Below are 21,441 nucleotides of genomic sequence, written 5' to 3'. Positions count from 1 at the left end.
CCCGCTATAGTAGACATGAGCGTGGACGCTCGCGCCATTATTGAATTTACTTCCAATTAGCAGCAGTAAAAGCTGCCGGATCAAACCAGCTTTGATCTACTTCTTTAGGGAAGGAGATGTTGAAGTATTCTTCACGGAGGAATAGCTTGCCGTTGTTTTTGAAGATGATCTCCGTTGCTACCATGTTTCCGTCGATCAGCCGGTAGTTGTTCATCTCCACGTCGCGTGCTATACCTTTGTTGTTGGTGATCACGCGCACCACGTACAGGTTTTCTTTGTCTACCCAGAACTGGTTGCTGGTGTTGTCATTCAGGTCAGTTGCACCCACCACATAAGTATCGTGACCCTGCCACTTGGTTTCGGTGAATTTGCTCAGGTCAAAATTTAGCTCATGCGCTTTGCTGATGGTAGTGGCGGGAGGGAAGAAGTAAACATCAAAGCTCAGCAGCACCAGTGGGTGAATGGAATATTGCTTGTTCTGCAGTTTGCCCGCTTTGAAGGTATAGAGCGTGTCCTGGTGATAGATAATGCCGTTGCCTGTCTCGAAGCCATCGAAACGGATGTGCAGGTTCGATGGATAGCTGTAAATTTCCTGCCACACCTCTTCGCGGCTAACCTGGTCGTTCTCATAAAAGATCGCTTTCTGGTCAAAAGAAAAGTTCGGGTACCACTTATTATCCCAGTGCCTATACATGGCTTCGATCACTTGCTGACCATTCTGGGGTTTGCTGGCTTCTTGGTTCATGATGTTGGTGCAGGAGAGGGCAAGAAAGGGGATAAGCAGGTATAGGGTATAGCGTAGCAGGGCTTTTTTCATGGTTTTATTCGCGGTGCTATAGGTCGTTAGCTCGTTTTAAACCGATCTTAGAATTTTCTCCATCTTCTTTCCTTTTGCCAATTCATCCACCAGTTTGTCCAAATACCTCACCTGTTTCGTCAAGGGGTTTTCGATTTCCTCAATACGATAGCCACATATAACCCCCGTTATGAGATGAGCATTCGGATTTACATTTGCTTTTGAAAAAAAGTCGGAGAATGATGCTTTCTCGTCCATCAGTCCCTGCAGTTGCTTTTCGTCAAAACCGGTCAGCCACGTGATTACCTGGTGCAGTTCTTCTTTTGTTCGGCCTTTCTTCTCAACTTTTGCCAGATAGTGCGGATACACCGACGCAAAAGTCATTTTCGCTATTCTTTCGTTGTGCTCGGGGGTGGTGATCATGGCTGGTGTAGTAGTTGCTTGGAGAAAAGAAAATTATTATTAATTTAATGGATGTAGTATGAATAGAGATATGACGGTATTCAGGCTTTGCGTTCGGCCTAATACTTTTGGCCTTTTGCAGCGCCAACGAAGGAAATTACTTTACTTTGTCGGACTGACGCAAAAAATGTGTTATCAGCATTTTTTTAATTAATTATTTCATTTATTATTTCTGATTTGTCAGTTAATATTTGTTTGTGTTTATAGATTAGTGTCGCAAGTTGAAAACCAGAAAGTCCGATAAAACCATTTTCAGCTAATTCCTTTACTGAGTTATTTGCAAAATCAGATGTAGTGAAATACATAAATAGTTGAGCAGGGTGAACATAATTTCTCTTTTTGCTATTTGCAAAAGCTACAAAAGATTTAATGTCATAAATACCGACATTACCAGTATATTTTTTTGATTGTCCGTAAACTTCAATTATACCGTACAAGTCTTTCGCTAATGTTGAATAAACTGGTAATTTTCCTTCAAAATCTACACCACCATCAGAAGAAGCTTGACTTGTTTTAACGTCAAATGCACCAAAACAAAATTCTAAGATTGTCGATGAGAGAAATTCAAAATCTCTCCATTCCATCGCTAATAACTTTTTATGAATTTCTTTTATTATGTAATATTCGGTATTAACTTCAACAATGTCTTTTGTAACGTTTGAAAACAAAAAAGATGTGTTACTTTTTTTGGCCTCTAGAATGTTACGGTTTGCAAATTCAACAAAATTTAAAATGTTACTCTGCGCGTATTCAGCAGATTTGAAAATATTAAATCCTTTTGTCTTGTAATATTCTGTTAGGCATTGTTCAGTGTTCACTTTTGTATGCCTTTTACATCTGAACATTATTTCAAACAGATTTATGTCCATTATTTTTTAAAGTTTCAACCCTTTTATAGTTCTCATTCATACTCTCTATACCTGCTTTCAGCTCACTAAATTCCTCTTCACTTAGTTCTTTCTCCAAGCCTTCCGCAAGTATGTTTTTAAATGCACTAATAGCTGAATTTATTTTGTTCAGGCATTCAGAAGCTGTTATTTTATTTTGATTAAAATATTTTTGATTTATATAATTAACTGCTTTATCTAAATTTCTGTCATCAAGATAGTTTAATGCTGTTTTATCATGAATTAATTCTGATAACCGCCTAACATTATGAGCGTCGCTTATTGTTGCTTTACCTTCTTCGTCAGGCACAATCCATTCGTAGAACCTTTTAAGATTAGTAATATTATCAAATCTGAAAGTTTCATCGTTGAAATCAAAAAATGTCCTTAGAGCAGGTTTTTTAAGAACTTCATCAAAGTGACTAAAATAACTTGGTTTCCATTTTCCAGCATATTCTTCGTCAGTTCTGAATTGCAACATAACGCTGTAAGTTTTGTAGTATCTGTTTATTTCTTTTACAGACATTCCGATAGTTCTTGAAATTTCGCCAGGTTGTTTTCCTTTGTCAATCATATCATTGATAAATTGGGCTTTTTGAAAAGCATCCCATTCTTTAATGCCACTAACATTTCTAATACCTTGTATTATCATACCGACATATTCTGTCGCATTTTCGGAATCATCTACAACTAAAATATCTACCGTTTTTAATTTTTCAATTTTGTCATTGCTTAAGGTTGTTTGACCTAAAGAATGTTGTTTTAGCAAGTATTTAATTGCAGTTGTTCTTCTATTACCCTCGATTACATAATATTGATTATCGTTTAGTTTGCCAACCACGATATTGTCAACGGGGACAAAACCAACTGTCGCAATTGAGTTTGCTAGAGTTATAACGTCAAACTTTGGATTTGTCATTTTTTCGTAAGCAGCTGCCTGAATTGTAGGCTCGGCGAACCTTGATTTGTCAATATTTAAAACGTCATCTGAAATATCTGCAAATCTTGGATTATTTGGGTCAAGTAATAAATTTTCAATTGCGACTGTTACTTTTTCTAATTTCATATTTTAATTTCTATGTTTTAAATATCCTGTTAAGGTTTCTGCTAGCAATTCGCATATAGGAATTATTATTCCAGCTATATGCACTATGCATTGAATTGAACTTTATTCACCAAGATAAAAATCGCCATACATTATACCAAATATAAAATATTTTATATACCTAATAACATTATTCCCTAACAAAAAACCGCCAGCTCCTCTCAGAACTGGCGGTTTCATTTTCTATACTGCTATACCTTACTCAATCGACTTAAACAGTCGGCTCCATCGGATCTTGTCGAGGAAGCCGCCGTATGGGTCGGTGGACATCCAAATGAGGACAGCCTTGCCCACGATGTGGTCGGCGGGTACGAAGCCCCAGTAACGGGAGTCGAGGGAGTTGTGGCGGTTGTCACCCATCATGAAGTAGTAGTCCTGCTTAAAGGTATAAGACGTGGCCTCGGCGCCATCCAGGTATAGCTTACCATCACGCACCTCGGCGTTTTCATTATGCTCATACCCTGTGATCACTTTCTCATAGAAAGGTAGCGTTTCCGGGGTAATGGCCACTGTCACACCCTCTTTCGGGATGTAAAGCGGACCAAAGTTGTCTTTATTCCACTCATACTTACTTGGCACATGCGGGAAAACCTCTGCGTCTGCTTTTCCGGCTTCGTCTTTCAGCAGCATGGCTTCTTTAATGAAGTCAAGTGAAGCAAGCTCCTTGGCTTTTTCAGGAGAGGTGTCCACGATATAACCGCCCTGCCACTGAATCACATCGGTGATGTCACGCTCCAGGAAGAACTTCTCAGCCAGTCGCTGGTCTGTGGAGAGGAAGTACTTATACTGCATTTTACCCGGGTTCTCAGCTGGTTTTCCGTTAATGTATACCTGCATGTCGCGGATCTCGATGGAGTCGCCGGCGATGCCGATACAGCGCTTAATGTAGTTGGTGCGCAGATCAGCCGGATGGTGCTCTTCCGGTGGGTAATTAAACACCACCACGTCGTTACGCTGAACTTCCGAAAAGCCTGGCAGACGGTAAGACTTCAATTGGATGGCGTCGGAATAGGAGGGGATATTGGTGCCCCAGATGGTCTGGTGCGTGAGCGGAACCTGCAGCGGCGTGATTGGCGTGCGCGGACCGTAGTGTAGCTTGCTCACAAACAGGAAATCGCCCACCAACAGCGACTTCTCCATCGAAGGAGTCGGGATGGTATAGGCCTCAAAAGTAGCCCAACGTATCAAACTGGCCGCTATAACGGCAAACAGGATAGCATCGCCCCACTCACGTGCAAAGCTCTTTTTCTTTTTAGGGGCCTTGTTAGCGGGCTTCTTTTCCCAAAACTTTACTTTCATGTATAAAGCGTTATGTTACTATAGGTTGAGCATGTCTTTCATGCCGTACACACCCTCGCGGCCTTGAAGCCACTCGGCAGCCATCAAGGCGCCTTCGGCAAATCCGGCCCGGCTGTGGGCAATGTGGCCCAGTTCTATTTTGTCCACTTCCGATTCGTAGGTCACGATGTGGGTTCCCACCACATCCGGCTCACGCTCCGAAATGATATTCAGCTTCGCATTGTCCGAATCGTCATCAGCCGCCCAGCCTGTCAGGTCAGGGAAGCTGGCCAGTATACCTTCGGCGGTGGTGATGCCCGTGCCACTAGGCTTGTCGACCTTCTGGAGGTGGTGGATCTCGCGGATCGATACCTGGTACTCCTTATAGGCCTGCATTTTACTGGCAATATATTCGTTAAAATGGAAAAATAAGTTAACGCCCACACTATAATTGGAAGCATAGAAGAAAGCGCCCTTATTTTGAAGGCACAACTGTACGGCGTCGCTATAACTGTCCAGCCAGCCCGTGGAACCAGAAACAACCGGTATACCTTGCGTCAGGCAATAGGAAATATTGCCGAAAGCAGCTTCCGGATGGGTAAACTCAATGGCTACGTCCGTGTTCTCAGGGGTATAGCTGCTCAGTGTGTCGGCATTGGTATGGTCAATAGTACCGGCTATCTGGTGGCCTTTGGCAAGGGCCATCTGCTCAATGGTTTTGCCCATCTTGCCATAGCCTATCAGTAGGATTCTCATTTGGTTCTGGTATATAAAGTCAGGGTGAGGCCCGGGGTCATGCCGTTGCTGGCCGGTGTCCGGAAAAGATCGGGTTGCACGCGTAGCGTCAGGTTTTCACTCACATCAAATTCCCGCAGGTGCGCATGCACGTAGGCTTCGGCTATCTGCATGGTATAGGCCACGACAGATAGGATGATGGTCAGGTCACGGTTACGGCGATAAAAGTCGCGGCTGTAACGCAGGTTCTGGGTGCCGTTAGAGCGCTGTATTCCATAAATCAGACTGTTCACATATACATCACTTGAGTCGCGGTTACGTGCGTTCAAAGCCACCCTAAAGTCCTGGTACTTGTTGTTGTTATCGATGATGAAGTAGCCCAGCACGCCACCAGTGGCGTAAATGATGGGTACTTTCCACCAGGCACCGTTGTATACCTGGCCTAGTCCGGGTATAGCCGCTGAAAACAGGGCAGCGCGGCCCGGCCGGCCCAGGTTTTTGAACCCGCTCAGGAAGAATTGCTTTTCCTGGGCTACGGTATCTGCTTCAGGGGTGAGCACCAGCACCGAGTCCGGTCCAGCGGTGATCTCCTGTCCGTGCGCTTCCAGTGACAGGAACTGAAATGACAGTCCCATCAACAAAATCACAATGCCTGGCGCTAACCTCATGCTATACCTTAGTAGTTAAGTATTTCCAGTATACGGTTCAGTTCCTCCACCGACACAAACGGAATCTTGATCTCACCCTTGCCGTCGTTGTTGGCCTTTACCATAATCTTGGTGCCGAACTGGGATGACAAGCGCGTCTCGACACCCTTCAATTCTTCATCATACTTGTTGAACACCAGTTTTTGTTGCGGATCTGGCTTTTTGCCGGCATTCTGCACATTGCGAACCAGTTCCTCTACCTTGCGCACCGACAGTTCCTCTGCCACTACCTTCTTAAAGATCTCCAGCTGCTTCTCGATCGTGTCGATGTTGATAAGTGCGCGGGCATGGCCCATGCTGATCACGTTGTCGCGCAGGGCGATCTGGATATCGGGCGGCAATTTGAGCAGGCGCAGGTAATTGGTTACCGTCGTACGCTTCTTGCCCACGCGGTCGCCCAGTTCCTCCTGCTTCAGGCTACACTCTGTGAGCAAACGCTGGTAGGAGAGGGCAATTTCGATCGCATTCAGGTTTTCGCGCTGAATGTTCTCGATCAGGGCCATCTCCAGCATTTGCTGGTCGTCGGCCTTGCGTATGTAGGCAGGTATGGTCGTCAGACCGGCCATTTTGGCGGCCTGGTAACGGCGCTCACCCGATATCAGCTGGTAAGTGTGCTGGTCGAGCTGACGAACGGTAATAGGCTGTATGATGCCCTGTATGCGGATAGACTCAGCCAGTTCCTCCAGCGCCGTCTGGTCAAAGTGCGTACGCGGCTGGTAGGGGTTCGTCTGGATGTGGTCAATGGCTATATCTGCGATGGTATTGACTTCGTTAAGTGTGGAAGACTCAGTTTTACCGGTGTACTTGTTACCCTCCAAAAGAGAGCCCAGGCCTCTGCCGAGGCCACCTTTGCGTGCTGGTACTGATTTTTTGTCGGACATGTATTCGTAATGTTATTTCGCCAGCGCAACGCTGTTCTTCTCTGCAATCTCACGGGCGAGGTTCAGGTAGCTGACAGCACCCTTGCTTTCTGCATCATGCAGAATGGCAGGTATACCGAAGCTCGGGGACTCGCTCAACTTCACGTTTCTAGGTATAATGGTATCGAACACCATCTGCTGGAAGTGCGTTTTCACCTCTTCCACCACCTGGTTGCTCAAACGCAGGCGCACGTCGTACATCGTCAGGAGTATCCCTTCGATGGCAAGCTCTGTGTTCAGGCGCGACTGTATGATTTTGATCGTGTTCAGGAGCTTGCCCAAACCCTCCAGAGCGAAATACTCGCACTGCACCGGAATCACCACAGAGTCTGCCGCCGTCAGCGAGTTCACCGTGATCAGACCAAGGGAAGGGGAGCAGTCGATGATGATGAAGTCGTACACCTCTTTGAGCGGAGCCAGCGCTTCGCGCATTTTCTCCTCCCGGTTTGGCACGTTGATCATCTCCACCTCCGCGCCCACCAGGTCGATGTGCGACGGTATCAGGTCCAAAAACTCAATGTTGGGCGAGTTCAGGATGATGTCTTGTATTTTCACATCCTCCACCATGCATTCGTAAATGCTGGTCGTGATGCTGGCAGGGTCGAAGCCGAGGCCCGATGTGGCGTTCGCCTGCGGGTCTGCGTCTACCAGCAACGTCTTATATTCGAGGGCTGCCAGGCTCGCAGCCAGGTTTATGGCTGTGGTGGTCTTGCCTACGCCACCCTTTTGATTTGCAACCGCTATTATCTTTCCCATCTAAAAATTATAGGTTTATAGTCTGACCTATCTCCATCAATATTAGTTCTTTGCCGGCCATCTGCGCCACTTCCATTACCTCCTCCTGATCTATCTGGATGTAAGGGAAAGTATCGTAGTGCATGCCGATCACCTTGTCTACCTGCACAAAATCAGCCGCCACCAGGGCATCGTGGATGTCCATGGTGAAGTTATCACCGATCGGCAACAGGGCAAAATCCAGATCAAACTGCTCCGGAATCAGCTTCATGTCGTAGGTAAGGGCCGTATCGCCGGCAAAGTAAAATGTCTTGTTTTCTGTTTCTACCACAAATCCGGCTGCAACGCCTGCATACGTACCATCCGGCAGCACGCTCGAATGCACGGCGTTCACCATCTTCACAGTACCAAATGGCAGGGTTACCTTACCGCCGATGTTCATGGGGTGGGTACTCACTATCCCTTTGTCCTCATACCAACTCGCGATCTCAAATGAGGCCACGATGGTGGCGAAATTATTCTTGGCAATGCGTTCCGCATCATGCACGTGGTCCTGGTGACCATGCGAAAGCAGGATATACTCTGCCTGGATACTGTCCACATCAATATGGGAGGCCAGCTCGTTGGGAGAGATGAACGGATCGAAAAGAATGCGGTGTTCGCCGATCTTGAAAAGGAAGCAGGACTGTCCGTAGTACGTTATTTCCATCGTTTTCAGAATATCGTTGGTTTGCCCATTTAAGGTATAGAACTTCCACAAAGATACATTTTTTTGTTCAGAAAGCAGGATGTTCCACGCCCGGCGCGGTATATTTTTATCCACGATTTTAGGGGTTATCCACAATGCTGACCTGTACTAAAAAAACAGGACTAACACACGATAAAGCCCTGAATTGGGGCAAAAAACAAACAGGCCGACTGCTACTGGTGAGCGGCCGGCCTGTTTGCTTCGATGGGTTATCTTTTTAATTAACGTCCCGTGGAACTGCTTTATTGTTTAGAGGCGTGTTATTGCCTCGGGAGTCTGCGTCTGGCCTCTTCTTCTGCCAGGCTCATCAGGCGCTTGTGCAACGCTTCCTGGAAAACGAGCAATTCCTTTGGACCACCTTCCTGGTGTTTCACGCGCTTTTCCTCCTGTCCCTCATTGTAAAAAGCAGTGATGGTGGAGGGCATGTCACTCCAGTCTGTCAGGTAAACAGGCTGCAGCGAAAGGTAATTCAGGTTTTCCACCTCATCCCGGAGTTCTTTCATTTCCTCAGGTGTGAACTTAAAATAGGCAGTATCCTTTACCGGTACATGTTCCCAGCCCACATAGCGTATGCTGCCGTCTTCCTGGATAGTGGCCTCATAGGATGGACAAATCCCCAGACAGGGAGTTTTCTGGAAGAATAAGTAAGGTTCATCGGTCTGTTTTTGCTTGGTGTTCTGAGAAGCGCTGCATCCGATAGCCAGCGGAAGGCAGGACAAAATCAACCATATTTTCAGGAAAAAAGTCTCTTCGAACATACCTGCAGCCTTTTGGATAAAGTGTTATTGACCTCCTTTGGGAAGTTTACGGAGTTTGCCGCCTTCCAGTACATAGGCCTCGGGCTCGCAGTATGGACAATCGATGTAATTAAGCGAAGAGTCCGGTGGGTTCACAATAAAAATACGGCTGTCGGGACTGTACTGGGCACCGGTGCTGCTTTGCACCTTGTCTATAATTTGGCCGTCTTTCCGGTCCACCACGAAATGCTCCTGGCAGGTGGTACCGCATCCTACCGTCACGATGGTATATTGGCCGGCAAAGTTAATGCCTTCTTTCAGCCCTTTTTGGAGGGCGGTGCGATGTTTTGTGGCTTCTGTGTGGCTTGCTTCATTGAGTGGTGCCATCTGGCCACGGTAGATTTCCTGCACCCGGAATGCCTCATCGGTCTGGTAGGCATCCATGCGCAGGCGGTAGCGCTGGTACAGGTCAGGGTTCTCGTCCGAGGAAATGGGCATGCGCACGGTGTCGCGTCGCAGGTGCTCTTCCAGCTTGGGGTGTGTGCTGGCAATGGTTTTGTCGTCGTCTGCCTTTTGTTGGCAGGCTGCTCCCATTACGGCCAGCAAAGACAGCGGCAATAGGAGATAGGGTAGTGTATTCTTTCGCATGATTCTAATATAGGTATAGGGCTATACGTAGAACAGCGAAGTATAGCCAAACAAAAAAGCCCCGAACTGCTTCGGGGCTTTTGGTAAGGTATAGCGAAGGATTACTTCTTCAGTTTCGGGTTATTGCGACGCTGCTGCTCTTTATCGGCTGCGGCACGCATGGCCTCCTGCATACGCTCCGTAAACGATGGGCCGCCGGATTTCTTCTTTTCCTTGCGCTTGTCTCTGTTCTCCTCCAGCTTTCTTCTGATCTTGCCCTCATCCACGAACTTGCGGATGATCGCCTGCTGTCCGAATGTCACCATGTTGGACACGAAGTAGTAGAAGGAAAGACCTGCCGGGAAGGAGTTCAGCACGAACATGAAGATGATCGGCATCAGGTAGGTATACATCTTCATCGGTCCCTGCATGGTATTCATCTGGTTGTTCGACCAGGTATACAGAATCGTCGAAGCCGTCATGAGCAGGGTAAACATACTCACGTGGTCGCCATAGAATGGAATCGTGAACGGCAGACGGGCGAATACATCGTAAGTCGAAAGGTCGTCTGCCCACAGGAATGCCTCCTGGCGCAGTTCGATCGAGTTCGGGAAGAAGTTGAACATCGCAAACAGGATCGGGATCTGCAGCACCATCGGAATACAGCCGCTCAGTGGGTTTACGCCCATCTCGCCGTATAGCTTCATGGTCTCCATCTGCGTCTTCTGCATGTCGCCATCGTTTCGCTCCTTAATGGCGTCAATCTCCGGTTTGAGCACCTTCATTTTCGCCATGGACAGGAAAGACTTATAAGTCAGTGGAAACAGGATCAGCTTAATGTAAAGCACCAGTAGCATAATGATGATGCCGTAGTTGCCGATGTAGTTCTCCAGGAAGTCGAACGCCGGGATGATGATCCACTTGTTTACATAGGAGAAGATGCCCCAACCCAGGTCAAGGTTCTTGTTGAACTCATTGCCCATGTGCTTCAGGATCTTGTAGTCGTTCGGGCCGAAGTAGTAAGTGAACTCGCCCTTGCCGCTCATCACATCAGCCGTCGGGATCAGGATTTGGGAGCTCAACGTTTTCACCACAACTGAATCAGCCGGATCGGTTACAGCTTCCATCTTAGCGCCAGCAAAGGTGTTGCTCGAAATGATGCCCGCCGTAAAGAAATTCTGCTTGTTGGCTACCCACTTCATTGGCTCCGAAATGGTTTCTGTTTCGGTTCCTTCCGAAATAGACAGATAGTCGAAGCTTTCGTCGGAGGTATAATAGTTGATAGTGGACTTGGCACGGTTCTGCGCAATGTCTTTCTCCAACTGCTTCAGTTTATCTGTCCAGATCATGGTCAGATTTTCACCGCTGATCTGGTTGTTGAGGCCTTTGAAATCAAGCTTGTAGCCTACCTGAAAGCTGTTGTCGAACAAGGTATAGGTCTGGTCGATGTACTGGCCTTCGCCTAATTGCGCACGGTAAGTAATGCTTTGGGTTGCTACTTCGCCAATTTTCCCGGTCTGCACATCCGATGGCCTGAAATACAGGTCTGACAGTTTAACGGTTTTGCCGTCGTTGGTCGAAAACTGCACATCGGTCTGGCTGCTCTTGCTGTCGAAAAGCACGAGGGTTTCGCCTTTGTAATCCTTATAGTTCTTGAGCACAACTTCCGATACCTGGCCGCCTTTGCTATTCAAAGTCACTACCATGTTTTCGTTCTCGAGGGTAGCAGAACTGGCCTCACCGGTAGCCACGGCGCTGAAAGCGCCCAGTGCTGCGGCGCGTCGTACCTGCGCCAGCGAGTCATCTTCGGCCAAGGCTGCAGGTCCCGTCTGTACCTGCTCTACTTTGGCTGTTTGTTCGAAGGCGGTCTTGTTGGCTTCATCACCCGTTCCCGAGAAGAAGAAGGAATAAGCCAGCAGAAGCACGGCAATCAATCCAAAGCCAATAGCTTGATTTCTATCCATTTAAAAAGTATTGAATTGTGTGTTGGTTAATGCTTATTTAGATTTTGTGTAATTCATGGCCGCTTTCACAAACTTCACGAAGAGCGGGTGCGGGTTCAGAACCGTGCTTTTGAGCTCTGGGTGGTACTGTGCTGCCACAAACCAAGGGTGGTTCTGCAGTTCAATGACCTCCACCAGGCCTGTATCCGGGTTAATGCCGGAGGCCAACATACCGGCTTTCTCGAAATCGGCCAGGAAGTTATTGTTGAACTCATAGCGGTGGCGATGACGCTCCGATATTTTGGCTTTGCCGTATATGGAAAATGCTTTTGAACCCTTCTTTAGTTCACAGGTATAGGCGCCAAGTCGCATGGTGCCGCCTTTCTGGGTTACTTCTTTCTGGTCTTCCATCAGGTCGATAATAGGGTATGGCGTTTCCGGATCCATCTCCGTGGAGGCGGCATTCTCCAGACCCAGCACGTTGCGGGCAAACTCCACTGCAGCGCACTGCATGCCCAGGCAAATGCCCAGGAAAGGTATACCGGCCTCCCGCACAAAGCGAATGGACTCCAGCTTGCCTTTGAAACCCCGCTCACCAAAGCCAGGGGCTACCAGCACGCCGTCCATACCTTGTAACAGGCTGGCTACGTTTTCATTGTTGATGTTCTCTGACTGAAACCACTTGATGTTCACTTTGCACTCATTGGCGGCACCGGCGTGTACAAATGATTCTACAATCGACTTGTAAGCATCAGGCAACTCCACATACTTACCCACCAGGCCAATATTCACTTCGGCCGTTGGGTTTTTGAGGCGGCCCAAAAACTCCTTCCAGGTTTCCAGCTCAGGCTCGCCTTTCTGTGGCAATTTCAGTTTACTGATCACTCGCTCGTCCAACTTCTCCTTGCGCATAAGCAAGGGCACATCATAGATCGTCTCTGCATCGATGGATTCGATCACGGAATTTTGCTTTACGTTACAGAACAGGGCAATCTTTTTGCGAAGATCGGAAGGTATGTGGTACTCTGAGCGGCAAACCAGGATATCCGGCTGTACACCGGCCTCAGAAAGGTCGCGTACCGAATGCTGTGTAGGTTTTGTCTTCAGTTCGCCGGCGGCTTTCAGGTAAGGCACCAGCGTCAGGTGAATCACGCAGGTCTCATTCACGCCCAGTTCCCAGCGCAGCTGCCGGACAGCCTCGATAAATGGCAGGGACTCAATGTCGCCCACGCATCCACCGATCTCCGTGATCACGATGTCAAACTCACCCGACTCACCCAGCAGCAGCATGCGGCGCTTGATCTCGTCGGTAATGTGCGGCACTACCTGCACGGTTTTGCCCAGGTACGCACCCTGGCGCTCCTGCGTGATCACATGATAATATATGCGACCGGTGGTCACGTTATTAGCCTGCGAAGTGGCTTTGTTGAGAAAACGTTCGTAGTGTCCCAGGTCCAGGTCAGTCTCTGCGCCGTCTTCGGTCACAAAGCATTCGCCATGCTCATAAGGATTGAGCGTGCCCGGGTCAATGTTGATGTAAGGGTCGAATTTCTGGATTGTAACAGAGAAGCCCCTTGCCTGCAGCAATTTAGCAAGAGAAGCGGAGATGATACCTTTACCGAGAGAGGAGGTAACGCCTCCTGTAACAAATATATATTTAGCAGCCATAAGTTGAGTTAGTCTTATGGGCTACAAAGTTACTGGAATTATTTGATTTTCCGGTAAAGCGGCTAATGAGTTCTGTTATTGCATAGGATATCTTAGTTAATATTCAACAGAAACATAAATAAAAAGCCCCGGCTAAAATAACCGGGGCTTTTGCTATTTAAAAAACAGGAAATTAACTTTTTGGGTCCAGGATGTTATCAATGCGCACCAGTGCGTCTTGCAGGTGATACTTGGTCATGGTGTCAGACGTCTTCGATAGGGAAGTCCTGATCTGGCTGCGCAGGGCAGTCAGTTCGCCACGCACCATCGGACGGATATCAGACTGCGACAGGTTTACGGACGTAACGCCGGCAAAAGCACGCATATTGGTAGGAACGGCGCGTTGCTCTTCCTTCATCAGGAACTCCATGCGGTCGAGGTAGCCTCGCTGCAGGTTGCGGCGGTACATGTCCACTGTTTTGCCACTCGCCACTTCAGACCACACGCCGTTACGCAGATCGGCCATCATCTCGGGCAAGGTATAGGTTTTGCTGCCAAGCGAAGCCTGCGCCTCCAGCAGTCGCTGCATGCGACTTGGGTCCAGCACATTGTTCAGGATGTTGACCTGCGCCGTACGGATGCGCTCCAGTGCGCCCGCTGACTCGATCTTGCGCAGGATGGTCTGGTCGAGCATCCAGGTTGGCGTAGCAAAGCCCTGCTCGTTGATAAACTGCATGGCGCGTTGCTGCTTCTCTTTCGGCACGGCAGCATACACATCGCCCTTCTGGTCGTAGGTTTTGTAGTTTTCGTACACCCCGCCGATGTTGGCCGTTACGTGACCCATGTAGCGGTTCCACTGCCCGAGCACCTGGCTGTACATCTCCTGCAGGTCATCGTAGTTCTTATTATCCTCCGAAGTCCACTCGATCAGTTGCGGCATAATGCGCTTCAGGTTTCGGATGCCGTAGTTGCTGGCCAGCATGGCGTCGTCACCCAAGTCCTCGGTTTGGGAGGACGGGTCTACCGGGTTGCCCTGCTGACGACCGAAACGGTACATCGGGTCGTTTTCCTTCTCACGGATCCACTTCGACAACTTCTCTGTGTTGTCGTAACCGTTGGTTTCCGGGAAATAGGAGTAACCCCACTTCACAGAGTACTTGTCGTACACGCCTATACCTGGCATAAGCGCCACACCCTTGTCCTCGGGCTGCGCCACGTAGTTGAAACGGGCATAGTCCATGATAGAGGGAGCTGTTCCCATTTCCTTCGTAAACTTGGGGTCACGCAGCTTTTCCACCGGATAGGCAGCGCTGGAACCCATGTTGTGCGGCAAACCCAGGGTATGGCCTACCTCGTGCGCAGCCACAAAACGGATCAACTCGCCCATCACCTCGTCTTTGAACTTAATGCCACGGGCATCCGGGTTAATGGCAGCGGTCTGCACAAAGTACCAGTTGCGGAGCAGGTTCATCACGTTGTGGTACCAGCCAATGTGGCTTTCCAGGATTTCGCCGGAACGTGGGTCATGCACGTTCGGCCCGTAGGCGTTTTGCGTCTCAGAAGAGAAATAGCGGATCACCGAGTAACGGGCATCTTCCGTGCTGAACTCAGGATCTTCCTCGAAGCTTGGCGGGTCCTTGGCGATGATCGCGTTTTTGAAACCAGCGGCCTCAAATGCTTTCTGCCAATCCTCTACACCCTGCTTCAGGAATGGGCGCCATTTCATCGGTGTGGCCGGGTCGATGTAATACACGATCGGTTTAACCGGCTCTACCAGTTCACCACGGGCATAGGCTTCCTTGTCTTTCGGCTCCAGTTTCCAGCGCACGATGTAGCGGCGCTTGGCGGCGCGTTGCTCGTCTGTGCCGTAGTCGGTTTGAGAGAGTGTGAAGTAACCCACGCGCTGATCGAATTTACGGGCTGGCATCGGTACCTTTGGCAGCAGCAGCATCGAGTGATTCAGCTCCACGGAGATCGTGCCGGCGCTAGAGTTTGCAGGCGGGTCAGTGGCCTCGTAGGTCATGAGCGAACGGGCCTCAATGTTTGTCGGGAAGCTCTTCAGGCTTTCAACAAAGGAACGCTTGTCGTCCAGGCGCTTCACTTTGTATTCCTCCCGGTGTCTCTTGCCCAGACCAAGTGCGGGCACATCCTTTAAGAAGAAGTCAGTGACCTCTACCACCGAAGCACCGTTATTGAAGGCTTTGATATCGAAGGCCTGGATGACCGGCGCCAGGTTAGAGTTCTGCACCGAATGATAGATTTCCAGCGTGTCACTGGCCACATTCTGGTAAGAGATCAGGCGCAACAAAATACGGTTTCCTTTCTTTTCCCAGCGCAGCATCTGGCGGTTGAGTTCCTCCCCACCATAACCCAGGTTAGTGGCCGTTTTGGCGATGCGGCTTACCATGAGCATGTCGCGGTTCAGCAGCGTGTCCGGAATCTCATAGAAATACTTCTCGTCGATGCGGTGCACTTTGAACAGGCCGTCGTCGGTAATGGCATTCGGGGTGATGACGCTGGCGTAAGGTTTCACACCGTTGTCATCCTTTTTGGGGGCAGCGGCAGGAGTGGCCTGTGTAGTGGTGGCCTCCTGTTTGGCCTTCTTTTTTTTCTTCTCCTTGCTTTGCGCAAAGGAAGGTGGTGCTATGAGCGCACCAGCCAGCAGCAAAGTAGCCAGCCGGGCATAGCGTACATTTTTACTCATAAAAAGTGAAAGGTTAGGTTAGTTGGAATTAAGGTACTGTTAAAAATAGGAATAAATGCTTTCTGAATCACTAATTGATTCCGAATTCAAAGACTTGCCAATAAGAAAATGGTTTAATGGGCCCACAAATCATTTCTGAGGCAGGAGGCTTTGTGCCGTCGGTTCCCCATGATCTAAACCAATCGCTTCTAAAACAGTAAAATAAAGGGACGGCCTATGAAAAAAGAAGGGCTGTCGATTGCTTCCTTTCCACTAAGCTGCGCTAAGCTTCTATTGACGCATTGCGTCCTTGCCTTTGAATATTCCTGGCTCACCTTTCCTTCAGCAATCTTATGAAAACAGCCTGTTTTATACCATTCATCTATTTTTTTATCGCTTTCACAACCTTTCATTATACCCTGGCGCAAGGCCACAAGACCAAACACGGCACCGTCGACCTGCCAATTTCCTGCAACCCTGCAGCCCAACAAAACTTTCATACCGGACTGGCGCTGATGCACCACATGATGTATGAGCAGGCCGAGCATGAATTTGCCTCAGTAGCCAAGACTGCAACGGATTGCGCCATGGCACATTGGGGCATTGCCATGAGTGTGATTCACCCGCTTTGGGGCGAGCGGCCATCTGACGCCGATTTGCAGAAAGGGCAAGCCGCCATTAAAAAAGCGGCGCAACAGAAAGACCTCACTGCCCGAGAAAAGGCTTATATCAATGCTGTCGCTAAATTCTATGAAAACTGGGAGAACAGGAGCTATGCCGACCAATTGAAGGCCTTTGAGGCAGGCTACAAGGAAGTGCATGAAGCCTTCCCGGATGATGTAGAGGCGGCGGCCTTCTATGCCCTCTCACAACTGGCAACAGCTCCTAAAAACGATCAGACCTTTGCCAAGAATCGAAAGGCGGGCGAAATGCTGGAAAACCTGCTTGCCAAGGCCCCTGATCATCCAGGTCTTTTCCATTATATCATACATGCCTACGACAACCCTGCCTTGGCCAGTCGGGCTATATCGGTGGCCAGGGAGTATGACCGCATTGCCCCCGAAGTGCCGCACGCACTGCACATGCCGAGCCATATTTTTATCCGCCTGGGGCAATGGCCGGATGCCGTGGACTGGAATATCAGATCGGCGGAAGCAGCGCTCCGGCAGTCGTCAGGGGAGGAAGTGTCGATGCATTATGCCCATGCGCTCGACTATATGGCCTATGGCTACCTGCAGCAGGGATGGGACAAAAAAGCGCAGGAAGTTATAGCGAAAATGAAAAAGGAGCAGGCCTATGCCCCTAGTTTTGCCACAGCCTATGCTCTGGCTGCTACACCGGCCCGTCTTTCCCTGGAAACAGGAAATTGGGAAGCGGCAGCAGCTTTGCCGGTGCGTGCTCCTGAGAATTTTCCGTGGGACAAATATCCGGGTGCGGAAGCCATTACACACTTTGCCAAAGGTATAGGCGCTGCCAGATCGGGCAACGTCCCAGTGGCTGAGGAAGCAATTGCCGACCTGAAAAAGCTGCAGGAATCGCTCACCCAGAAGGGAGATAACTATTGGGCTGCTCAGGTAGAAGCACAGCAAAAATCGGTAGAGGCCTGGCTGCAATTCCAAAAGGGGGATCAGGAAAAAGCCTTGGCTACCATGCGCGAGGCCGCCGATAAAGAAGATGCCCTGGACAAGCACCCGGTCACCCCGGGAGCCGTGTTGCCGGCAAGGGAGTTGCTTGGCGACATGCTGCTGCTCGTTAAGAAGCCTGCCGAAGCCGAAAAGGCCTATAACGCCAGTTTGAAGATATCGCCCAACAGGTATAACAGCCTATACGGCGCAGCAAGAGCAGCTGAAATGGCCAAAGAGAAGCAAAAGGCGGTGGATTACTACGACAAACTGCTGAATACCGCTGCCAAAGCCGACAGTGACCGGAAAAGTCTGCAGCATGCCAGGGAATACACCCGGAAGAACAAGAAAAGAGCCGGCTAGAACTCCAGGGTCAGTTGGTAGCCCTCTTGTTTGTCGTGCAGGTATAGGAGACTGGAGGCAGTGACACCTAAGAGGCGCACAGGATATTGCGGCAGCTGTGGCGTGCGGAGCAAATCCCGGGCAATGGTATAGATGGCGTCGGCGGACTTGAACTCACTCAGAAAAGTTTTGCTGCGGGTGTTCTGCGTAAAGTCAAAGTACTTGATCTTGACAGTAACCGTTTTGGCGGTGGCCTGCAGGCGCTCCATGTCATGGGCAACTTCTTTGGACAGTCTTTCGAGCTCTTGCAGCATCACTTCTTCTTCCGTCAGGTCTATCTCAAAGGTGCGCTCCGACCCGATGGATTTTCGGATACGGTGCGGCTGCACCTCCCGGTCGTCCTGTGCGCGGGCAATGCGGTAATAGTACCGACCTGTCTTGCCAAAATGGCGCACCAGTTCCTCCTCCGATCGCTCCCGTAGGTCGGCCCCGGTGAGGATGCCCATGTGCTGCATTTTGGCAGCCGTCACTTTGCCAATGCCGTGAAACTTCTCGATGAGCAGTCCTGCGACCAACTCTTCAGCCTTATCCGGGGTGATGAGCGTGAAACCGTTGGGTTTGTTCATGTCCGAGGCGATCTTGGCCAGGAATTTATTGAAAGAAATGCCGGCAGAGGCCGTCAGACCGGTTTCTGCCTGAATCCTGGCCCTTATTTCGTTGGCAATGATCGTGGCAGAGGGCATCCCAATCTTGTTTTCGGTCACATCGAGGTAGGCCTCATCCAGTGACAAAGGCTCCACCAGGTCGGTATAGGAATGGAATATCTCCCGGATCTGGCGTGATACGGCACTGTATACCTCAAAGCGGGGCTTTACGAAGATGAGCTGCGGACATCGCTGCGCGGCGATTTTGGATGCCAGCGCCGAATGCACTCCAAACTTACGCGCCTCATAGCTGGCCGCTGCCACGACACCTCTTGCCCGAGAGCCGCCCACCGCCACGGGTTTCCCGCGCAGCTCAGGGTTGTCGCGCTGCTCCACGGAGGCAAAGAAGGCGTCCATGTCGATGTGGATGATTTTTCGGATAGAGGAGTTCACAAGGTTTAGGTACAAAGATACAATATAAATTTCCTTTCCGGGACTGCAACCAGCAGCAAGACAACCTTTGGCCCGTATACCTGTTCAACCTACCAAACAAGTCATAAAAAAATGCAGCACCTGAAATTATACCTATCCCTTTTGCTTATACCTGTTACCTTCTCTGGCTGTAACTCTCAGCAACCAGCCGGGCAGGAGCAACCACCCAAAACAATAGAGACACCGGCCAACCTGCAAGTAACCTTGCCTGCTCCTTACGCCACCGAATCGGTCTACAACTTCAGCAACGTGATAGGATGGAAAGACGACCAAAAGCCCCAGGCACCGGCTGGGTTCGAGGTAACAAAATTTGCAGACGGACTCGACAATCCCCGCTGGCTCTATGTGCTGCCAAACGGCGATGTGCTGGTAGCGGAGGCCAATACCGAAGTGGGTTTCTGGAAGCGGTTGGGCGCATCTCTGGTGGGCATCACCAAATCCATGAAATTGAAGAATAGCGCCAACCGCATAACTTTGTTGCGCGATACAAACGGCGATGGTATACGTGATGTGCGGGAAGTTTTCCTGGATAACCTAAATCAGCCTTTTGGCATGCTGTTGCTCCATGGGATGTTTTACGTGGCCAATACCGATGGCCTATGGCGCTTTCCTTACCAGGCGGGACAAACCAAAATAACAGTAAAAGGGGAGAAGCTGCTTGATTTGCCGGCTGGCGGCTACAACAATCACTGGACCCGGAACCTTCTGGCCAGTCCGGATGGAAGCAAAATCTACATTTCGGTTGGCTCGGCCAGCGACCATGGCGAGCATGGCATGAAGGAGGAGGAGCGCCGGGCAGCTATTCTGGAGGTTAACCCCGATGGTACGGGGGAGCGCATCTATGCCAGCGGACTCCGCAACCCAGTTGGTATGGACTGGGCACCCGGAACAAGCACGCTTTGGACGGCAGTGAACGAGCGAGACAAATTGGGTGATGATCTCGTGCCAGATTACCTGACCAGTGTGCAGGAGGGTGGGTTTTATGGATGGCCTTATGCTTACTTTGGTCAGCATGAAGACCCGCGCAAAGCTGGGGAACGACCTGATCTGGTGCAGAAAAGTATCGTGCCGGATGTACCGCTCGGTGCACATACCGCCTCCTTGGGCCTGGTTTTCTATACCGGAGATGCTTTTCCCGGAAGGTATAGCAACGGCGCTTTCATTGGACAGCATGGCTCCTGGAATCGCTCCGAGCTTTCCGGGTATAAGGTAGCATTCGTGCCCTTCCGGGATGGCAAACCCACTGGCCCTCCGGAGGATTTCCTGACCGGATTTTATGCTGATAAAGAAGATGGCAAAGTGTATGGCCGGCCGGTGGGGGTTGCCGTGACACCCGATGGCGCATTATTGGTGGCCGACGATACCGGGAACACCATCTGGCGTATCAGTGCGGCAAAATAAAATAGTTATTCAACAATCTAAATTATAAATATGGCGACTCTGCTTGATTTTATAGGCAATACCCCGCTGGTGGAACTGAACCGAATCTCACCTAACCCCAATGTGAAACTGCTGGCCAAACTGGAGGGCAATAACCCCGGCGGCAGCGTGAAAGACCGGGCTGCTTACAGCATGATAAAAGGAGCGATGGACAGGGGAGAGCTGACGGCAGGTATAAAACTGATCGAAGCGACAAGTGGCAATACCGGTATTGCCCTGGCTATGATCGCCCGCCTCTTTGGGGTGGAGATCGAACTGGTGATGCCTGCTAGCGCGACTCGGGAACGGGTGAAAACCATGGAAGCTTTTGGAGCGAAGGTAACCCTAACTCCTGCCGAAGGGTCTATGGAAGGAGCCATCGACTACGTGCGCGAGAAGGAAGCAAAGGGCGGCTACCTGGTATTGAATCAGTTTGGAAACCCCGACAATTACATGGCGCACTACCGCACCACCGGCCCCGAAATTTGGCGTGACACGCAGGGGGAGATCACGCATTTTGTCTCTTCCATGGGCACTACAGGTACGATCATGGGCATGTCGCGCTACCTAAAGGAACAAAATCCGGCAGTGCAGATTGTGGGTACGCAACCCGTGGAGGGATCACAGATTCCGGGCATCCGGCGCTGGCCACAGGAGTACCTGCCCAAGATTTTCGAAAGGGAGCGGGTTGACCGGATATTCGATGTGTCGCAAGCCGATGCCACTGCCATGACGCGACGCCTGGCGCGGGAAGAAGGCGTGTTTGCGGGCATGAGCAGCGGCGGGGCCGTTACAGCAGCCACCCGATTGATAGATGAATTAGAAGAGGGGGTTGTGGTCTGCATTATCTGCGACAGAGGCGATCGCTACCTTTCCTCCGAGCTATTTGGTTAAAACATTGCCGAAGCCCAG

19 protein-coding genes are annotated in these 21,441 nt (G+C 49.9%); 3 read left to right on the top strand and 16 right to left on the bottom strand.

The features are described from left to right. Nucleotides 1-46 precede the first annotated feature (46 nt). The 15 genes from H9Q13_RS10345 to H9Q13_RS10275 all read right to left on the bottom strand — a co-directional run bounded on the left by H9Q13_RS10345 (nucleotide 47) and on the right by H9Q13_RS10275 (nucleotide 16,031). Entirely contained in the window at nucleotides 47-817 is a 771-nt protein-coding gene (locus H9Q13_RS10345) for a LolA-like protein (protein WP_191183731.1), read from the bottom strand. Between the two features lie 36 nt (nucleotides 818-853). Next, nucleotides 854-1,219, bottom strand: coding sequence for a DUF2200 domain-containing protein (locus tag H9Q13_RS10340; RefSeq protein ID WP_191183730.1), 366 nt, complete (start codon nucleotides 1,217-1,219; stop codon nucleotides 854-856). 185 nt (nucleotides 1,220-1,404) lie between these two features. After that, nucleotides 1,405-2,076, bottom strand: coding sequence for a restriction endonuclease (locus H9Q13_RS10335; RefSeq protein ID WP_191183729.1), 672 nt, complete (start codon nucleotides 2,074-2,076; stop codon nucleotides 1,405-1,407). Nucleotides 2,077-2,107: 31 nt separating this feature from the next. Beyond that, nucleotides 2,108-3,211, bottom strand: a complete 1,104-nt coding sequence (locus H9Q13_RS10330) for a ParB N-terminal domain-containing protein (protein ID WP_191183728.1) — start codon at nucleotides 3,209-3,211, stop codon at nucleotides 2,108-2,110. Nucleotides 3,212-3,448: 237 nt separating this feature from the next. After that, complete coding sequence (gene lepB, locus H9Q13_RS10325; RefSeq protein ID WP_191183727.1) at nucleotides 3,449-4,549, bottom strand: signal peptidase I; 1,101 nt, start codon at nucleotides 4,547-4,549, stop codon at nucleotides 3,449-3,451. An 18-nt stretch (nucleotides 4,550-4,567) separates the two neighbouring features. Beyond that, on the bottom strand, nucleotides 4,568-5,284 hold the full coding sequence (gene dapB, locus H9Q13_RS10320) for a 4-hydroxy-tetrahydrodipicolinate reductase (RefSeq protein WP_191183726.1): 717 nt from the start codon (nucleotides 5,282-5,284) through the stop codon (nucleotides 4,568-4,570). Next, nucleotides 5,281-5,931: a DUF5683 domain-containing protein gene (locus H9Q13_RS10315; RefSeq protein ID WP_224744218.1), complete on the bottom strand. Its 651-nt coding sequence runs from the start codon at nucleotides 5,929-5,931 to the stop codon at nucleotides 5,281-5,283. Before H9Q13_RS10315 ends, dapB begins: the two co-directional genes overlap by 4 nt. Nucleotides 5,932-5,939: 8 nt before the next feature. Beyond that, complete coding sequence (locus tag H9Q13_RS10310) at nucleotides 5,940-6,851, bottom strand: ParB/RepB/Spo0J family partition protein (RefSeq protein ID WP_191183725.1); 912 nt, start codon at nucleotides 6,849-6,851, stop codon at nucleotides 5,940-5,942. 12 nt (nucleotides 6,852-6,863) lie between these two features. Then, nucleotides 6,864-7,646 (bottom strand): ParA family protein, encoded by a 783-nt coding sequence (locus H9Q13_RS10305; protein WP_191183724.1) that lies wholly within the window; start codon nucleotides 7,644-7,646, stop codon nucleotides 6,864-6,866. Nucleotides 7,647-7,653: 7 nt separating this feature from the next. After that, on the bottom strand, nucleotides 7,654-8,334 hold the full coding sequence (locus H9Q13_RS10300; RefSeq protein ID WP_191183943.1) for a metal-dependent hydrolase: 681 nt from the start codon (nucleotides 8,332-8,334) through the stop codon (nucleotides 7,654-7,656). Nucleotides 8,335-8,633: 299 nt separating this feature from the next. Further along, nucleotides 8,634-9,131 carry a DUF6438 domain-containing protein gene (locus tag H9Q13_RS10295; RefSeq protein WP_191183723.1) on the bottom strand — a complete coding sequence of 166 codons (498 nt, stop codon included), beginning with the start codon at nucleotides 9,129-9,131 and terminating at the stop codon, nucleotides 8,634-8,636. Nucleotides 9,132-9,155: 24 nt separating this feature from the next. Continuing rightward, entirely contained in the window at nucleotides 9,156-9,758 is a 603-nt protein-coding gene (locus tag H9Q13_RS10290) for a hypothetical protein (RefSeq protein ID WP_191183722.1), read from the bottom strand. 101 nt (nucleotides 9,759-9,859) lie between these two features. After that, entirely contained in the window at nucleotides 9,860-11,701 is a 1,842-nt protein-coding gene (gene yidC, locus H9Q13_RS10285; protein WP_191183721.1) for a membrane protein insertase YidC, read from the bottom strand. Nucleotides 11,702-11,734: 33 nt separating this feature from the next. Continuing rightward, nucleotides 11,735-13,348: a CTP synthase gene (locus tag H9Q13_RS10280; protein WP_191183720.1), complete on the bottom strand. Its 1,614-nt coding sequence runs from the start codon at nucleotides 13,346-13,348 to the stop codon at nucleotides 11,735-11,737. Between the two features lie 172 nt (nucleotides 13,349-13,520). Further along, nucleotides 13,521-16,031 carry a zinc-dependent metalloprotease gene (locus tag H9Q13_RS10275; protein WP_191183719.1) on the bottom strand — a complete coding sequence of 837 codons (2,511 nt, stop codon included), beginning with the start codon at nucleotides 16,029-16,031 and terminating at the stop codon, nucleotides 13,521-13,523. A 332-nt stretch (nucleotides 16,032-16,363) separates the two neighbouring features. On the opposite strand from H9Q13_RS10275, the gene H9Q13_RS10270 reads away from it, so the two are divergent. Continuing rightward, complete coding sequence (locus H9Q13_RS10270) at nucleotides 16,364-17,995, top strand: tetratricopeptide repeat protein (RefSeq protein WP_191183718.1); 1,632 nt, start codon at nucleotides 16,364-16,366, stop codon at nucleotides 17,993-17,995. On the opposite strand, the gene dinB is transcribed toward H9Q13_RS10270, so the two are convergent. Continuing rightward, nucleotides 17,992-19,071: a DNA polymerase IV gene (dinB, locus tag H9Q13_RS10265; RefSeq protein WP_317173891.1), complete on the bottom strand. Its 1,080-nt coding sequence runs from the start codon at nucleotides 19,069-19,071 to the stop codon at nucleotides 17,992-17,994. The two genes, H9Q13_RS10270 and dinB, sit on opposite strands and share 4 nt — an antisense overlap. 111 nt (nucleotides 19,072-19,182) lie before the next feature. Here dinB and H9Q13_RS10260 point away from each other — a divergent pair, with 111 nt between their 5' ends. After that, complete coding sequence (locus H9Q13_RS10260) at nucleotides 19,183-20,511, top strand: PQQ-dependent sugar dehydrogenase (RefSeq protein ID WP_191183717.1); 1,329 nt, start codon at nucleotides 19,183-19,185, stop codon at nucleotides 20,509-20,511. A 30-nt stretch (nucleotides 20,512-20,541) separates the two neighbouring features. Then, nucleotides 20,542-21,423 carry a cysteine synthase CysM gene (cysM, locus tag H9Q13_RS10255; protein ID WP_191183716.1) on the top strand — a complete coding sequence of 294 codons (882 nt, stop codon included), beginning with the start codon at nucleotides 20,542-20,544 and terminating at the stop codon, nucleotides 21,421-21,423. Nucleotides 21,424-21,441 lie beyond the last annotated feature (18 nt).

The organism is Pontibacter aquaedesilientis, from assembly GCF_014773225.1.
Classification (GTDB): domain Bacteria; phylum Bacteroidota; class Bacteroidia; order Cytophagales; family Hymenobacteraceae; genus Pontibacter; species Pontibacter aquaedesilientis.
This window is presented reverse-complemented; position numbering and strand designations above follow the sequence as displayed.

Excerpts from the sequence above, each read along its gene's own strand:
- H9Q13_RS10345 (WP_191183731.1), bottom strand. The coding sequence starts at position 817 with ATGAAAAAAGCCCTGCTACGCTATACCCTATACCTGCTTATCCCCTTT.
- H9Q13_RS10340 (WP_191183730.1), bottom strand. The coding sequence starts at position 1,219 with ATGATCACCACCCCCGAGCACAACGAAAGAATAGCGAAAATGACTTTT.
- H9Q13_RS10330 (WP_191183728.1), bottom strand. The coding sequence starts at position 3,211 with ATGAAATTAGAAAAAGTAACAGTCGCAATTGAAAATTTATTACTTGAC.
- lepB (WP_191183727.1), bottom strand. The coding sequence starts at position 4,549 with ATGAAAGTAAAGTTTTGGGAAAAGAAGCCCGCTAACAAGGCCCCTAAA.
- dapB (WP_191183726.1), bottom strand. The coding sequence starts at position 5,284 with ATGAGAATCCTACTGATAGGCTATGGCAAGATGGGCAAAACCATTGAG.
- H9Q13_RS10315 (WP_224744218.1), bottom strand. The coding sequence starts at position 5,931 with ATGAGGTTAGCGCCAGGCATTGTGATTTTGTTGATGGGACTGTCATTT.
- H9Q13_RS10310 (WP_191183725.1), bottom strand. The coding sequence starts at position 6,851 with ATGTCCGACAAAAAATCAGTACCAGCACGCAAAGGTGGCCTCGGCAGA.
- H9Q13_RS10305 (WP_191183724.1), bottom strand. The coding sequence starts at position 7,646 with ATGGGAAAGATAATAGCGGTTGCAAATCAAAAGGGTGGCGTAGGCAAG.
- H9Q13_RS10300 (WP_191183943.1), bottom strand. The coding sequence starts at position 8,334 with ATGGAAATAACGTACTACGGACAGTCCTGCTTCCTTTTCAAGATCGGC.
- H9Q13_RS10295 (WP_191183723.1), bottom strand. The coding sequence starts at position 9,131 with ATGTTCGAAGAGACTTTTTTCCTGAAAATATGGTTGATTTTGTCCTGC.
- H9Q13_RS10290 (WP_191183722.1), bottom strand. The coding sequence starts at position 9,758 with ATGCGAAAGAATACACTACCCTATCTCCTATTGCCGCTGTCTTTGCTG.
- yidC (WP_191183721.1), bottom strand. The coding sequence starts at position 11,701 with ATGGATAGAAATCAAGCTATTGGCTTTGGATTGATTGCCGTGCTTCTG.
- H9Q13_RS10280 (WP_191183720.1), bottom strand. The coding sequence starts at position 13,348 with ATGGCTGCTAAATATATATTTGTTACAGGAGGCGTTACCTCCTCTCTC.
- H9Q13_RS10275 (WP_191183719.1), bottom strand. The coding sequence starts at position 16,031 with ATGAGTAAAAATGTACGCTATGCCCGGCTGGCTACTTTGCTGCTGGCT.
- H9Q13_RS10270 (WP_191183718.1), top strand. The coding sequence starts at position 16,364 with ATGAAAACAGCCTGTTTTATACCATTCATCTATTTTTTTATCGCTTTC.
- H9Q13_RS10260 (WP_191183717.1), top strand. The coding sequence starts at position 19,183 with ATGCAGCACCTGAAATTATACCTATCCCTTTTGCTTATACCTGTTACC.
- cysM (WP_191183716.1), top strand. The coding sequence starts at position 20,542 with ATGGCGACTCTGCTTGATTTTATAGGCAATACCCCGCTGGTGGAACTG.